Below are 14533 nucleotides of genomic sequence, written 5' to 3'. Positions count from 1 at the left end.
GCCGTGACGGCTGCCGGCTATCGCGTCGCCCCGGCCCGCCTCGACACCGTGGCCGGCGAGTTCGGTTCCCGCGCCGATTCCCTGGGTACGGCGCAACAGGCGGTCGCGGGCGAGAAGGTGCCCGCGACCGCGTTCGGCCAGGTCAGCGAGTCCGCGGCCGCGGCCAAGACGTTCGAGAAGACCATGACGGAGCTGGGTTCGAAGCTCGAATCGAGCGTGTCCCGGCTCCGGACGCTCCAAAATGGACTGACCGCGTCCGCGGCGGCCTACCGCCGCACCGACGCGCAGATCGCCGCGATGTACCGCGCGCTCCTGCCCGAAGAACCCCTCCCGAAGGCCGGGAACCCCGCGGGCATCGGCGGTTCGGCCGACACCGGGGCGTGGGCGCAGGCGATCGAGCGGAACCGCGCGAAGGTCGCCGACGCGCTGACCGCCGAACGCTCCCGGCTGGCGTCGCTCACCGACGCCGACGAGATCAAGCGGTCGCAGGCGCGGATTTCGCTGTACGAAGACATCCTCGCGAACAACCGGCAGATCCTGAAGTTCGACCCGGCGGGCAACGGCCGGATCGCCGAGCTGGTCGGGCACATCGAGCCGGGGACGCGGAACGTCGGGTTGTTCGTCCCCGGCGTCAACACGCAGATGTCCAACTTCGACGCGTACGCCGGCCTCGGGCGCAGCCTGGTGGCGGCGGACCCGACCGGCCGCACGGCGATGGTCGTCTGGGCCGACGGCGTGTTCCCGCAGAACCCGGTGGTCCAGGGCCCGGACGCGAGCTACGCGCAGGCGATGGCGCCGGACCTCAAGCACTTCACCGACGACCTGCGCGGCGAGATCGCGAGCCACGCCGGCTCCGACGTCACGCTGACGGCGATCGGGCACAGCTACGGCGGCGCGACGGTCGGGCTGGCCGAGACGCAGGGTCTCGACGTCGACCGCGTGCTGCACGTCGAGTCGGCGGGCATGGGCCACGGCGTGTGGTCGCCGGCGGACCTGCCGGCGAGCCAGGCGGGCGTCCAGCGGTACTCGATGACGGCGCCGCTCGACCCGATCGAGGTCGCCCAGGGCAACGCGTGGGGCCTGGAGTGGACCGGCATCGGGCACGGCGCGGACCCGGACACGTTCCCGGGCGTCACGGAGCTGGAGACCGGGCGGTCCGCCGACGGTTCGCAGTTGTGGGGCTTGTCTTCGCACAGTGACGTGCTGAAGCCGGGTTCGGAGTCGTGGACGAACATCTACCGGGTGATCACGGCCGGACCGGTGTCGCCGGACGGGACGTTCCAGCCGGATGGCATCCTCGAGCACGGCGTGGAGTTCTTGAACGACGGAGGTGTGCTGCGATGAGGCCTCCGGAACTGGACCGCTTGGCGGGCGAGCTGACGGACGTGATCGACAGCGTCGCGGAGGCGTTCGGCAGTTCGGCGGACCGAACGGTGAACGGCGAGCTGGACTGCGACCCGACCCAGCCGGGCAATTTGCTGTGCTGGCAGTACGGCGTGCGGCTGGAGCACGCGGGCGAGCCGGAAAGGCGGCTGGCGGAGGTGGTCCTGCCGACCCTGGAGCAACGCGGCTGGCAGGCGCACGACCGGAGCACGCCGCGAGAGTTGATCGCACGGTTCAGCCGCGACGGGGCAGATTTCACGGTGCACGTGGCTCGGGCGAGCCACGCGGTGGCGATCATCGGTTCGACCCGCCCGGTCCCGGCAGCCTGACGCGACTCCCGGGGCCGCCGGCGCCCTTGCGCAAGCTCGCTACGGCCTGACAGCCGCCAGATCCGGGCCTGCCGCACCGCCACCGCAGCCAGCCCCGCGGCCACCGCCAGTTCCGCTGCCAGCCCCGCCGGACCGCCACCACCATCGCCCCGGCCGCCGCCAAGGCCACTCCCCGCCAGTCCCGCCAGCCCTGCGGCTGCCGCCAGTTCCGCTTCCACCCACGCCGGACCGCCACCGCCGCCCGCCCCCAGCGGGCTACGGCGTGAACCGCGACGCCCGCCAGTTCCGCTTCCGCCCCCGCCGGACCGCCGCCACCGTCACCCCGGCCGCCGCGGCCAAAGCGACTCCCGCCAACGCGATCGTCCCCGCCGGCACGTCCGCGCGGTGCTCGGCCGGGGGCGCCGCCGGGATCACCGCCGGCTCCGCGGCCGCCGGCACCACCGAGCCCGGGGCCGCGATGTCCGCCGGCAGCGTCGAAGACACCGCCGCGTACGCGTCCAGCACTCCCCAGCCCAGCCGCGGGTCGTGGCCGCCGGAGGCCGGGCGGTGGGCCGTCAGCTCGAGCCGCGTCACGACCTGGTCGCCGGTCAGGTTCGGGTGGTACGCCCGGACCAGCGCCGCGACGCCGGCGACGTACGCCGCCGCCAGGCCCGGGTCGGTCACCGGCCAGCGGTGCGCCACCGCGCCGCCCGCCCCGGCCGACGTGCTGACCAGCTCCGCCCCCGGCGCGGCGACGCCGACGTAGTCCCCCGCCTCCGTCTGCACCGGCTCGCCCGCGGGGTTCACCGACCCGACCGACAGCACGCCGGACGTCGCCGTCGGGTACGACCGCGCGCCCTGCTGCGTCGCCGACGCCGCCGAAACCACCACGGCGCCGGAAGAACGCGCCCGCGCGACGGCGCCGGACAACGCCGGGCTGTCGAACGCCGCGGGCACCGCGACCAGGATGACGCCCGCGTGCCGGTCCAGCGCCGTGTCGATCGCGCCGGCCAGCGCTCCCGGGTCGCCGCCGTCGCGCGAAGCACCGTCGGTGTAGCGGATCGGCAGCAGGTGCGCGCCGGGGGCGACGCCGGCGAACGTCGTCGCCGAGTCCGGCTGCGCGCCGACGATCCCGGCCGCGATCGTCCCGCGGCCGTCGCAGTCCGTGCGCTCGGTGCCGGTGCCGCCTTCGAGCTGGCCGGGCGCGAACTGCGCGTTCTGCCCGTCGACGCCGGTGCCGACGACGGCCACCAGCTGCCCCTCGCCCCGCGTCAACGGCCAGAGCCGCGCCGGGTCGACCACCCGCTGCCCCCACGGGACGTCGCCGGTGTAGGTGCCGGACGGGTTCGCGCACTGAGCTCCGGGCGCCGCGACGGCGAACGCGGGCGAGCCGAGCGTCACCAGGCCCGCGACCGCCAGAACCGCCGGTATCCGCACCCGATCCCCCCGCAACGAAAGACGGTGGCGGAAAAGAACTTCCGCCACCGCCAGCTTACCCGGGAAAGGCCCGTCAGCGAAGGTCCATGCCGAGATCCAACGCGGGCGAGGAGTGGGTCAACCCGCCCACCGACAGATAGTCCACACCGGACTCGGCGTAGGCCCTACCACGGTCGAGGGTGAGCCCACCAGAGGATTCCAGCCGCGTCTTCGGCGAAACCTCGTCGCGGCGCGCCACCGCACGACGGCACTCCTCCGGCGTGAAGTTGTCCAGCAGCACCTCGTCCGCTCCGGCGGCCAACGCCTCCTCCAGCTGCGCGAGCGTGTCGACCTCCACCTCGCAAGCCAGTTCCGGCGCGTGCGCGCGTGCCGCTTCCAGCGCCGCGGTCACCGAACCCGCGGCGACGACGTGGTTGTCCTTGATCAGCACCGCGTCGCCCAGCCCGAGCCGGTGGTTCACCCCGCCGCCGCACCGGACGGCGTACTTCTGCAGCAGCCGCAGCCCCGGCAACGTCTTGCGGGAGTCGCGGATCGCGCAGCCGGTACCGTCCACTTCGGACACCCAGGCGGCGGTCGCCGTGGCGACGCCGGAGAGGTGGCACAGCAGGTTCAGCGCGGTGCGCTCGGCGGTCAGCAGCCCGCGCACCGGGCCGCGCAGCACCAGCGCGGGCTCGCCCGCGACCAGCCGCTCACCGTCCTCGCGCCCGGCCAGGACCTCGTAACCGTCGCCCAGCACCATGTCGAACACCGCGAGCGCCACCGGCAGCCCGGCGACGACGCCGTCCACGCGCGGGGTCAGCTCGGCCACCGCGACCGCGGAGGCGGGCACCGTGGACGCCGTGGTCGCGTCGGGCCCGTACCGCAGGTCCTCGCCGAGGGCCGTGGAAACCACCCGCGTCACGTCGTCGACGTCGAGGCCGGACGCGGCGATCAGCTTGCGGGCCGGTTCGGAGATCGGGAACGTCATGCCACGCCCTCCAAGGGGATCGGGTCGGCCAGCACGGGCTGGCCGGACGGGCTGAGCCGGATGAGCTGGCTGCGGCGCCAGTGCTCGTCGAGCGCCGGGAAGTCGGACCGCACGTGGCAGCCGCGCGACTCGGTGCGCCGGACGGCCGCGGCGAGCAACGCCTGCGCCACCACCGTCAACGCCGCGTCTTCGACCGCCGCGTGCGTCCACAACGGACTGTCCTGAGCCGACAAGTCGAGCACGGAACCCGCCGCGGCGAGCCCGTCGGCGTCGCGGCCGATCGCCGCGTACCGGCTCATCACGCGCTGCAGCGAATCACGCGACGCGGCCGGCGCGGTGGTCCACGACGGCAGCCGCCCGCGCGCCGGGTCGGCCAGCAGCCCGGCGGCGAGGTCCGCCGCGACGGCCTCCGCGACGCGCTGCCCGACGACCAGGCCTTCGAGCAAGCTGTTGGACGCCAACCGGTTCGCGCCGTGCAGCCCGGTCCGCGCGACCTCGCCCGCGGCGTACAGCCCCGGCACCGACGAGCGACCGTCCACAGTGGTCACGACGCCGCCGCACGAGAAGTGCGCCGCCGGCGTCACCGGGATCGGGTCGGAAGCCGGGTCGAGGCCCAGCTTCGCGCACGCCGCGGACACCGTCGGGAACCGCGCCGCGAACCCCGGGACACCGGTCGCGTCGAGGAAGACGTGGTCGTCGACGCCGCCCGGCGCAGTCGCCATCCGGCGCGTGATCGCCGCCGCGACGACGTCGCGGGGCGCCAGGTCGCCGAGCGGGTGCACGCCCGCCATGACCGGCACGCCGGCGGCGTCGACCAGCGTCGCGCCCTCGCCGCGCACGGCCTCGGTGACCAACGGGCAGCGTCCCCGCGCGCCCGGGGTGTAGAGGACGGTCGGGTGGAACTGGACGAACTCGATGTCCGCGACGGCCGCCCCGGCCCGCAACGCGAGCGCGAGGCCGTCGCCGGTGGCGATCTCCGGGTTCGACGTCGCCTGGTAGAGCTGCCCGATGCCGCCGCTCGCCAGCAGCACGGCCGAGGCCCGGACGACGCCGGGCACGCCGTTGCGGTCGAGCACCGTGACCCCGGCGACGCGGCCGCCCGGCGTGCGCAGCGCGTCGACGGCGATGTGGTGCTCCAGCACCGGCACCCGCGCCTGCCCGGCCTGCGCGACCAGGGCGCGTTCGACCTCGGCACCGGTGGCGTCGCCGCCCGCGTGGATGACGCGGAACGCGCTGTGCCCGCCTTCGCGGGTCCGCGCGAGCAGGCCACCCCCCGCCGAGTCGAACTTCGCGCCGTCCGCCCGCAGCCGGGCGACGGCCGCGGGGCCGCCGTCGAGGATCGACCGGGCGGCCACCTCGTCGACCAGCCCGGCGCCCGCGGTGAACGTGTCCTCCGCGTGCTTCGCGACCGAGTCGTCGAGGTCGTGCTCGTCTTCCAGGACGACGGCGACGCCGCCCTGGGCCCAGCGCGTGTTGCCGTCCTCGACCGCCGCCTTGGTGATCACCAGGACGTGCAGCCCGAGCGCCTGCGCCCGCAGCGCCGCGGTCAGCCCCGCGACGCCGCTGCCGACCACGACGAGGTCCGCGCGGGCTTCCCAGACCGGGGTTTTCGCCTGTGAATCATTAACCGGCGGCGTCATTCTCCGCCGCCAGGCTGCCCGATCTCGATCATCCGCTGCACCGACGCACGCGCCTTCGAAGCCGTTTCGAGGTCGACGTGGACCTCGTCGAGGCCGTCGCGCAGGCAGCGCAGCAGGGCCGCCGGGGTGATCATCTTCATGTACCGGCAGGACGCCCGGTCGTTCACCGCGCGGAAGTCGATGCCCGGCGCGGCCTTGCGGAGCTGGTGGATCATGCCGATCTCGGTGGCCACCAGGACCGACTTGGCCTTCGTGTCGCGGGCCTCGTGAACCATGTCGCCGGTCGAGAGGATCTTGACCCGCTCCGGCGCCACGGCACCCTCGCCGGCCAGGTAGAGCGCCGACGTCGCGCAGCCGCACTCGGGGTGGATGAACAGGTCGGCGTCCGGGTTCTCGGCCGCCCGCTCGGCCAGCTCGGCACCGTTGATGCCGGCGTGGACGTGGCACTCCCCCGCCCAGATGTGCATGTTCTCCCGGCCGGTCACGCGCTTGACGTGCGCCCCGAGGAACTGGTCCGGCAGGAAGAGAACCTCCTGGTCAGCGGGGATGGAGGCGACGACGTCGACCGCGTTCGACGACGTGCAGCAGATGTCGGTTTCGGCCTTCACCTCGGCCGTGGTGTTGACGTAGGAGACGACCACCGCGCCCGGGTGCTCGGCCTTCCAGGCGCGCAGCTCGGCGCCGGAAATGGAGTCGGCGAGCGAGCAGCCGGCCCGCGCGTCCGGGATCAGGACGGTCTTCTCCGGGGAGAGGATCTTCGCGGTCTCGGCCATGAAGTGCACGCCGCAGAAGACGATGGTGGACGCGTCACTGCTCGCCGCGATGCGGCTGAGCGCGAGGGAGTCGCCGGTGTGGTCGGCGATGTCCTGGATCTCCGGGACCTGGTAGTTGTGCGCGAGCAGCACCGCGTCGCGCTGTTTCGCCAGGCGCCGCACCTCCTCGGCCCAGGCCGCGTTCGCCTCCACGCCGCCGTAGGGGGTGAGGTCTTGTTCGAGCGTCGAAGTCATGCTGGCCCTCCTGGACCCGTCTCCGGTTTTCGCCTTACAATCGAAAACCGTGCGAAGTCATCTTAACACCCAGGCCCCCCTCGCCCACGAGGTTTTGGGAGCGGTCCTCCAAGTGCGCTCGGACACACTGCGGGTGCTGCTGTGGCGCCGCGCGCTCGACCCGCACCTCGGCCGCTGGTCGCTGCCGGGTGGCCGGCTGCGCCCCGACGAGGACGTCGAGACGTCGGTCCGGCGCCAGCTCAAGGAGAAGGTCGACGTCCGGCAGCTGAAGCACGTCGAGCAGCTCGCGGTGTTCAGCGACCCGCACCGGGTGCCCGGCCCGCGCGTGGTGGCGACGGCGTTCCTGGCCTTGGTGCCGTCCGACGTCGACCCGGAGGTGCCGGAGGACACCGAGTGGCACGACGTCGCGAAGCTGCCGCGCACGGCGTTCGACCACGAGGCGATCGTGCTGCGCGCCCGCGACCGGCTGCGCTCGAAGCTCTCCTACACCAACCTCGGGTTCGCGCTGGCGCCCGACCAGTTCACGATTTCGGCGTTGCGCGGGCTGTATTCGGCGGCGCTGGGCTACCGCGTCTCGGCGACGAACCTGCAGCGCGTGCTCTCCCGGCGCGGCTTGCTCGTTCCCACTGGTCACACGGCGCCGCCGGGCCGCGCGGGCGGGCGTCCCGCGGCCCTGTTCTCCTTCGCGGGCAAGGGCATGCAGATCACGGATCCGTTCGCGGTGTTCAAGCCGCCGAACCGGTGACCATCCTGCGGCGGAGGCGTTCTCCCCTTACCGTGGAGCCGTGACCGAGCCGGAATCGGAAAGCGACGCGACGACGACCTTGCTGCCGTTGTTCCCGTTGCAGACCGTTCTGCTCCCGGGGACCAAGCTGCCGCTGCACATCTTCGAGCCGCGGTACCGCCAGCTGACGGCGGACCTCGTGAGCGGGACGGTGCCGGGGCGCGAGTTCGGCGTGGTGGCCCTGCGGTCGTCGCTGACCCGCGAAGTACGTGGTCTGGACCAGCTGTTCGAGATCGGCTGCAGCACGGTGCTGCGCGAGGCGAAACGCCTGCCGGACGGCCGGTTCGACGTCGTGACGCAGGCCCAGCGCCGCTTCCGCCTGACCGACCTCGACTGCGTGTCGGCGCCGTACCTGATCGCCTCGGTGGAGTGGGTCGACGACGACCCGGTGGCCCCGTCCGGCGACATGGCCGAGCGCCTGGCGGTGGTCGCCCGCACGGCGCACCGGCGGTACTGCGAAACGGCGTGGCGCAGCGACGACTGGCACACCCCGGACGCGGACACGGAACTGGCCGAGCTGGCCTACCAGCTGGCGGCGGACTGCCTGCTGCCCCTGGACGACCGCCAGCGGCTGCTGGAGGAACGCCACCCCCTGCGCCGGCTGCGCATCGCGTGCCGCCTGCTGACGCGGGAGGCGGGGTTCCTGGACACCCTCGGCGCGGTGCCGCTGCCGCCGGGCGAGCTCACCGATCTCAGCCGCCCGGCCAGCCTGAACTGACTCAGTCCGCGGACCCGTTGCCGTTGCCGTTGCCGAACTTGGTCCACACCTTGCCCGCGGCGTCCGAAACTGCCTCGCCGACGTCGCTGAACGCCTTGGTCAGCGGGTCCGTGGACGAGTTCCACGACTCCTTGTACGACTTGGCGGCCGACTTGAGGTCGTCCTTCCAGTCGGACGTCGGCGTGTCGTCGTCGCGGCGCGGGTAGTCGCCCGCCAGGATCGCGCGGTACTCCTCCGACGCCGCCCACTTCTGCAGCTGGGCCGCGCGGACCACCGCGAAGGGGTGCGACTCCGTCTCGACGAACTTGAGCTTGAGGAAGCTGTCGCGGACGTCTTCGACCGACTCGTACTCGGTCGCCTGCTGCAGGAACGACGGGATGTCGATGCGGGCCGGGTCGATGCCGCCCGCGATCTGGATCTGGGCGCGCAGCGCCGCCGTCGGGTCCTGGCCGCAGAGCAGGCCGGCGCGGTCGCACGACAGTTCCGCCTTGCGGAACCACTCGCGCAGCGCCGCGATCACCGCCCGGATGCCGAGCGCGCTCACCGGCGTCCACGACAGCGACATCTGCAGCATGATCAGCCGCACCATGATCGTGCGGTAGACCGCGTGGCCGGACAGCACGTGGCCCATCTCGTGCCCGAGCACGAACCGCAGCGACTCGTGGCTCATCAGCTCGACGAGCCCGGTGCTGACCCGGATGAACGGCTCGTCCATGCCGACCGCCTCCGCGGTGACGCGCGGGTCCTGGTGGACGAACACGTTCGGCACCGACGGCAGGTCGAGCGTCTCGGCGCACTCGTGGCGCAGGCGGTCGAGCTCGGGGTACTGCTTCGGCCCCACGCGGATCGACGAGGCCAGCGCCATCAGCCGCTCGCCGCGCTCGTTGTAGAAGCCAGAAATGGCCTTGACGACCTGCGCGAACCCGGGCACGGCGCGCAGCGTGGCGAGCGCGCCGCGGTTCACGGGGTGCTCGTAGGCGCGCGGGCTGATGCCCGGGAAGCGGACGGCGTGGTGGCGCGAAACTTCGATGTCTTCGGTCACTGCTGGAATCCCCCTGTGGTCGAGGGGGCACAGCTTAGGGGAAAACGTTCACCTGGTGGGAAGCATTCAGCCGAGGCGGCGGCCTAGGTCGTCGCGGCCGTTCCAGGTGACGAGCAGGCCGTAGGCGATGGTCACCCCGAGCGGGCCGGTGAGCAGCACCCACCACGATTCGAGGCGGGGCGCGAGCTCGATCACCGAGCCGAGCGCGGGCGCGCTGGCGATGGCGTAGTGGCTGTTCGCCCAGCCGACGCCGAGCAACATGGCCAGCGCGCCGGCGAGGGCGACCCCCAGCACGGCGGCGAGGAAGACGACCGGCCCGCGGCGTTCGCGCAGCAGCCAGGCGACGACGCCGACGACGATCCCCAGCCCGAGCGTCATGAGCCCGAAGACGGCGAGGTCGTCGAAGCGGTGCCAGCTCTCCAGTTCGAGGGCGGCCTGGGTGCCGTCGGCGGAGACGATGCGGACGCGCTCCGGCGGCGCGAGGCGGGACCAGGCGAAGGCGAGCGGGAAGCTCAGCAGGCTGAGGGTGCCGAGCACGCTCACGGCGGGCAGCAGGTCGGCCTTGACGACGACGCGCGGCCGCCGTTCGCGGACCAGCACGGGCACCGACCACGGACCGGCCACGGCCGACGGCCGGTGCGCGGGCCCCGACGACTCACTCACCCGGACTCCCTCCTGCTGCGTGCGACTGAGGGTAACCGGTCGGTGCTCGGACGCGGTGAGCCGCCGGTCGTGTCGCCCGGGCCGGCAGCCGGCGAGCGCCGCCCGTGGGTCAGCCGCTCGCCGTCTCGCCGTGGCGGCTGCAGCGGGCCGTCCAGCCGAGCGGGCTCACCTGGACCACCAGCCGCCGGGCGCAGACCGTGCAGTACCGCGGCGGCTCGAGCGCCGTCCGGGGGTTGTGGCACGCCGGGTGGTCCGCCCCACCCGGCGACTCCTGTCCACAATGGACGCAGAAGGCAGCGTCAGAGGCTGTCACTGAGCGCCTTGATGGGCATCTTGAGCTCGTCCAGCATCTCCAGGTCCGCACTGGCCGGGCGGCCCAGGTTCGTCAGGTAGTTGCCGACGATGATCGCGTTGATGCCGCCGAGCATGCCCTGCTCCGCGCCGAGGTCGCCGAGCGTCAGCTCGCGGCCGCCGGCGAAGCGCAGCATCGTGCGCGGCATCGCCAAGCGGAACGCCGCGACCGTCCGCAGCGCGTCCTTGCCCTCGACGATTTCGTAGTGCTCGTACGGCGTCCCCGGCTGCGGGATGAGGAAGTTCATCGGCACCTCGTGCGGGCTCAGCTCGGCCAGCTGCACCGCGAACTCCGCGCGCTGCTCGACCGTCTCCCCCATGCCGATGATGCCGCCGCAGCAGACCTCCATGCCCGCCTCGGCGACCATCCGCAGCGTGTCCCAGCGCTCTTCCCACGTGTGCGTGGTGACGACCGACGGGAAGTGCGAGCGCGCCGTCTCGAGGTTGTGGTTGTAGCGGTGCACGCCCATCTCGACGAGCTCGTCGACCTGCTCCTGGGTGAGCATGCCGAGGGAGCAGGCGATCTGGATGTCGTTGCCGTCCTCGCGGATGGCCTTCACGCCCTCGCGGACCTGCGAGAGCAGCCGCTGGTCCGGACCGCGGACGGCGGCGACGATGCAGAACTCCGTCGCGCCGGTCTCGGCTGTCTGCCGGGCGGCCTTGACCAGGTTCGGGATGTCGAGCCACGCCGAGCGCACCGGCGTCGGGAAGCGGCCGGACTGCGAGCAGAAGTGGCAGTCCTCCGGGCAGCCGCCGGTCTTCAGGCTGATGATGCCCTCGACCTCGACCTCGGGCCCGCACCAGCGCATCCGGACGTCGTGCGCCAGGGCGAGCAGGTCGGGCAGCCGGTCGTCGGGCAGCCGCAGCACCTCGAGGACTTCGGCTTCACCCAGGCCGACGCCGTTTTCGAGGACGTGCTCGCGCGCGTAGGCGAGGACATCGGTGTCCGGGACTGCGGTCACGGCGGCTCCTTGGTCGTGGTGGAAGCGTCCCTCATCGTGCACGAAGGCACGCCGGGACGACAGCGACGCAGGTCACTTCCCGGCGGAAGCGCATCCCGCGAACAGCTCGGGGTCGAACTCGCCGCCGAACCACGGCGAGAGCCCGGCCCGGGCGGCGGACAGGAACTCCTCGGGCGAGGCGTCCCCGAGCCCGGCGGGCAGCGCGCCGAGCAGCGGCGCCCCGGCGGCGACGGGCAGGTCTTCGAGGTTCGACAGGGCGGCGAGGTCCGGTTCGGCGGGCCACGACCCGATGATGACGCCGGCGACGGTCAGGCCCCGCTTGGTGGCGACCTCGGCGGTGAGCGCGGTGGCGTTGAGCGTGCCGAGCCCCGCCTCGGCGACGACGATCACGAGCGACCCGAGCGACCAGGCGACGTCGGCGAGGCTGGAGCCGGCCTTGTCGAAGCGCACCAGCAGCCCACCGGCCCCTTCGATGAGGGTGAGGTCGTGCTCGGTGTCGAGGTCGGACGCGGCCCGCGCGATCTCCCCGGGATCGAGGGAGGGAAGTCCACTGCGCCGCGCGGCGGCTTCGGGCGAGAGGGGGTCGGGGTAGCGCCGCAGCTCCCGGGTGGTGACGTCCCGGCCCGCGAGCCGCCGGACATCGGCGAGATCCCCGGGCTCATCGGGCCCGACACCGGTCTGCGCGGGTTTCAGGACGGCGACGCGCTGCCCACCGGCCACCGCCAGGGCGGCGATGGCCGCCGTGGTGATCGTCTTGCCGACCCCGGTCCCGGTCCCCGTCATCACCAGCATGGTCACGGACCATCAACTTAGTGACCCGGGAGGGGAGTCCGCACCGCGGGCACCGGATGCCCAGGTCGAGGCCGGGTTCGGCGACCGGCGCCGCGACACGGGGACGGGTGACGAATCTCCGACCGGGCGGCTCGGCCCGGGCCGAGCCCACCCGGGCCCGGCCCACCCACCTCAAGCCCCCGGCACCACCGCCGCCGCGCCCGCGGGCCGGAACGTCCGCTCCGCCGCGTCGAACAGGTACACCTGCGCCGTCCCGACCGCGAAGTACATCCCCGTCAGCTGGACCTTCCCCGCCGCCTCGGCCGCCGCCACCGACGGGTACTCCCGCAGGTGCTCCAGCTGCTGCAGCACGTTGTGCAACGCCAGCCGATCGCCCTCGCGCTCCGGGACCCCGCCGTCCAGCGTGGCCGAGCCCGTCCGGTGCGCGCTCGGCTCCGCGTGGCGCAACCACACCGACAACGGCCCCGGGGGCGGTCCCTCGGCCAGCGCCGCCATCGCGCCGCAGCCCGAATGGCCGCACACCACGATCTCCTCGACCCCCAGCACCCCGACCGCGTACTCGATCGACGCGTTCATCGACGGGTCCGCCTGCCCCGGCGGCACCAGGTTGCCGATGTTGCGGATCGTGAACAGGTCGCCCGGGCCGCTGGTCGTGATCAGGTTCGGCACGATCCGGGAGTCGCCGCAGGTGATGAACAGCGTACGGGGGCGCTGGCCGTCCGCGAGGCCGGACAGCGTGTCGCGCAGCAGCGGGGCCGCGCGGCGGTGGAACTCCGTCGCGCCGCGGCGGGTCTGCTGGGCCGGGATCCCTTCCACCGCTTGCCATTCCGACCACGGCGCAAGCCAGCGCGGTACCGCCCGGCTCGCGGCCAGCCGCGACCTCGTCGGCCGCCCGGCCTTGCCCTCGCCGAACCACGGGTGGCCGACCTCGTCGACGTCGACCGTGCCGCCGGCCCGCTCGTGCGCCTGCTGCCAGGTGTGCAGGCTCTCGAACGCGGCGTGGTCGAGGTAGTCGACGACCAGCTCCAGCCGCACCGGCACCCCGGCCGGGATGCCGCCGAGGATCTTCGACAGCCGGGGCACCGACAGGAACGTCAGGACACCTTCGACGACCACGCGCCAGGCGTCCCCCTCGTGTTCGACGTGGATGCCCGACCACAACGTCCGGCGCAGCATCAGCACCAGCGAGAGCCCGATCCCGGCGAGCACGCCGGTGAGCAGGTCGAACACCACGACGCCGCCCAGGGTGAGCAGGTAGACGGGCAGGTCGCCGTGGGCGAGGACGGTCCGCATGTGCCCGGGGTTGACCAGCTTCGCGCCGACGTGCACGAGCAGTCCCGCCAGCGCGGCCAACGGAATGCTCTGGATCAGCCCGGCGAGCAGGACGACGAACAGCAGCACCCAGACGCCGTGCAGCACCGCCGACGCCCGGCTCGTCGCGCCGGCCGCCACGTTGGTGGAGCTGCGGACGATGACGCCGGTGACCGGCAGCCCGCCCAGCGCGCCGGAGACCATGTTGGCCGCGCCCTGGCCGACGAGCTCGCGGTCCAGGTTGGTGCGCGGGCCGGTGTGCAGGCGGTCGACCGCGACCGCCGACAGCAGGCTTTCCACGCTGGCGATCAGCGCGATGGTGACGACGGCGAGGGCGAAGCCGCCCCAGCCGCCGTCCGGCAGCTGGGGGACGAGGTGGACGTTCAGCAGGTCGCCGGGCAGTTCGACGCGCGGCAGCGTCATCCCGGTGACGATGGACAGGACAGTCGCGACGGCGATCGCCGCCAGGGGCCCGGGGACGCGTTGGACGGCCTTCGGCAGCCGCGGCCAGACGAGCAGGATCGCGATGGTGAGCAGGCCGACCAGCGCGGCCGAGTCGTGGTGGGCGATGATCTGGCCGGGCAGTTCGGCGATGTTTTCGAGCGCGGAGCTCTGGGCCTTGCCGCCGAGGATGACGTGCAGCTGGCCGAGCACGATCGTGACGCCGATGCCGGCCAGCATGCCGTGCACGATGGCCGGCGAGATGGCCAGCGCGGCACGCGCGATGCGGCTCAGCCCCAGCAGGATCTGGAGCGCCCCGGCGGCGACCGTGATCGCGCAGGTGACGACCCAGCCGAACGTCTGGATGGTTTCGGCCATGACGACGGTCAGGCCGGCGGCGGGACCGCTCACCTGGAGCGCGGAGCCGCCGAGCGCGCCGGCGACGATGCCGCCGACGACGGCGGCGACGAGCCCGGCGGCGACCGGCGCGCCCGAGGCGAGGGCGATGCCGAGGGACAGGGGAACTGCGACGAGGAAGACGACCAGTGAGGCCGGCAGGTCGTGGCGGAGCACGGCGAGGGGTCTCATGATCACCATGCAACCGGAAATCGTGTGAAATGTCCGCTATGCACCACTCGATCGGGTGAATAACTGGCCACATTTAGCCTGAACGTCACAAATCGGGCAGACCGTTAACCCGCACGTCACGCACGGCTCGTCCAGACCA

Annotated in this window: 14 protein-coding genes; 4 read left to right on the top strand and 10 right to left on the bottom strand. The window is 73.1% G+C overall.

The window, feature by feature from the left end; translation table 11 throughout:
• Nucleotides 1–3: 3 nt before the first annotated feature.
• Both ACIRSS_RS00365 and ACIRSS_RS00360 read left to right on the top strand, forming a co-directional pair.
• Nucleotides 4–1344, top strand: coding sequence for an alpha/beta hydrolase (locus ACIRSS_RS00365; protein ID WP_400888864.1), 1341 nt, complete (start codon nucleotides 4–6; stop codon nucleotides 1342–1344).
• On the top strand, nucleotides 1341–1712 hold the full coding sequence (locus ACIRSS_RS00360) for a hypothetical protein (protein WP_400888862.1): 372 nt from the start codon (nucleotides 1341–1343) through the stop codon (nucleotides 1710–1712). The genes ACIRSS_RS00365 and ACIRSS_RS00360 overlap by 4 nt, the downstream gene beginning before the upstream one ends.
• Before the next feature lie 255 nt (nucleotides 1713–1967).
• Here ACIRSS_RS00360 and ACIRSS_RS00355 read toward each other — a convergent pair whose 3' ends face one another.
• From ACIRSS_RS00355 to nadA, 4 genes are all read right to left on the bottom strand, one after another.
• Nucleotides 1968–3128: a S8 family serine peptidase gene (locus ACIRSS_RS00355; protein ID WP_400888859.1), complete on the bottom strand. Its 1161-nt coding sequence runs from the start codon at nucleotides 3126–3128 to the stop codon at nucleotides 1968–1970.
• Between the two features lie 73 nt (nucleotides 3129–3201).
• Complete coding sequence (gene nadC / locus ACIRSS_RS00350; RefSeq protein WP_400888856.1) at nucleotides 3202–4095, bottom strand: carboxylating nicotinate-nucleotide diphosphorylase; 894 nt, start codon at nucleotides 4093–4095, stop codon at nucleotides 3202–3204.
• A complete protein-coding gene (locus tag ACIRSS_RS00345) occupies nucleotides 4092–5735 on the bottom strand; it encodes an L-aspartate oxidase (protein ID WP_400888853.1) in 1644 nt (547 codons plus the stop codon). Before ACIRSS_RS00345 ends, nadC begins: the two co-directional genes overlap by 4 nt.
• On the bottom strand, nucleotides 5732–6742 hold the full coding sequence (gene nadA, locus ACIRSS_RS00340) for a quinolinate synthase NadA (protein WP_400888850.1): 1011 nt from the start codon (nucleotides 6740–6742) through the stop codon (nucleotides 5732–5734). Before nadA ends, ACIRSS_RS00345 begins: the two co-directional genes overlap by 4 nt.
• Before the next feature lie 112 nt (nucleotides 6743–6854).
• Between nadA and ACIRSS_RS00335 the strand changes: the two genes are divergently transcribed.
• Nucleotides 6855–7487, top strand: a complete 633-nt coding sequence (locus ACIRSS_RS00335; protein ID WP_372668903.1) for an NUDIX domain-containing protein — start codon at nucleotides 6855–6857, stop codon at nucleotides 7485–7487.
• Between the two features lie 40 nt (nucleotides 7488–7527).
• Entirely contained in the window at nucleotides 7528–8244 is a 717-nt protein-coding gene (locus tag ACIRSS_RS00330; protein WP_400888847.1) for an LON peptidase substrate-binding domain-containing protein, read from the top strand.
• Nucleotide 8245: 1 nt separating this feature from the next.
• Here ACIRSS_RS00330 and ACIRSS_RS00325 read toward each other — a convergent pair whose 3' ends face one another.
• The 6 genes from ACIRSS_RS00325 to ACIRSS_RS00300 form a co-directional block, all read right to left on the bottom strand.
• On the bottom strand, nucleotides 8246–9286 hold the full coding sequence (locus ACIRSS_RS00325; protein ID WP_400888844.1) for a M48 family metallopeptidase: 1041 nt from the start codon (nucleotides 9284–9286) through the stop codon (nucleotides 8246–8248).
• 66 nt (nucleotides 9287–9352) lie between these two features.
• Nucleotides 9353–9949, bottom strand: coding sequence for a DUF2567 domain-containing protein (locus tag ACIRSS_RS00320; protein ID WP_400888841.1), 597 nt, complete (start codon nucleotides 9947–9949; stop codon nucleotides 9353–9355).
• 109 nt (nucleotides 9950–10058) lie between these two features.
• A complete protein-coding gene (locus tag ACIRSS_RS00315; RefSeq protein WP_400888839.1) occupies nucleotides 10059–10262 on the bottom strand; it encodes a hypothetical protein in 204 nt (67 codons plus the stop codon).
• Nucleotides 10249–11262: a biotin synthase BioB gene (gene bioB / locus ACIRSS_RS00310; protein WP_400888836.1), complete on the bottom strand. Its 1014-nt coding sequence runs from the start codon at nucleotides 11260–11262 to the stop codon at nucleotides 10249–10251. Before bioB ends, ACIRSS_RS00315 begins: the two co-directional genes overlap by 14 nt.
• 72 nt (nucleotides 11263–11334) lie before the next feature.
• Nucleotides 11335–12054: a dethiobiotin synthase gene (bioD, locus tag ACIRSS_RS00305; protein ID WP_400893306.1), complete on the bottom strand. Its 720-nt coding sequence runs from the start codon at nucleotides 12052–12054 to the stop codon at nucleotides 11335–11337.
• Between the two features lie 171 nt (nucleotides 12055–12225).
• The gene (locus tag ACIRSS_RS00300; RefSeq protein ID WP_400888833.1) at nucleotides 12226–14403 is read right to left on the bottom strand and encodes a SulP family inorganic anion transporter; all 2178 of its coding nucleotides are present in this window, start codon (nucleotides 14401–14403) and stop codon (nucleotides 12226–12228) included.
• Between the last annotated feature and the right edge of the window lie 130 nt (nucleotides 14404–14533).

The organism is Amycolatopsis sp. NPDC101161, from assembly GCF_044768185.1.
Classification (GTDB): Bacteria; Actinomycetota; Actinomycetes; order Mycobacteriales; family Pseudonocardiaceae; genus Amycolatopsis.
This window is presented reverse-complemented; position numbering and strand designations above follow the sequence as displayed.

Coding starts and splice junctions, on each gene's coding strand:
- ACIRSS_RS00360 (WP_400888862.1), top strand. CDS start 1,341: ATGAGGCCTCCGGAACTGGACCGCTTGGCGGGCGAGCTGACGGACGTG.
- nadC (WP_400888856.1), bottom strand. CDS start 4,095: ATGACGTTCCCGATCTCCGAACCGGCCCGCAAGCTGATCGCCGCGTCC.
- ACIRSS_RS00345 (WP_400888853.1), bottom strand. CDS start 5,735: ATGACGCCGCCGGTTAATGATTCACAGGCGAAAACCCCGGTCTGGGAA.
- nadA (WP_400888850.1), bottom strand. CDS start 6,742: ATGACTTCGACGCTCGAACAAGACCTCACCCCCTACGGCGGCGTGGAG.
- bioD (WP_400893306.1), bottom strand. CDS start 12,054: ATGCTGGTGATGACGGGGACCGGGACCGGGGTCGGCAAGACGATCACC.
- ACIRSS_RS00300 (WP_400888833.1), bottom strand. CDS start 14,403: ATGGTGATCATGAGACCCCTCGCCGTGCTCCGCCACGACCTGCCGGCC.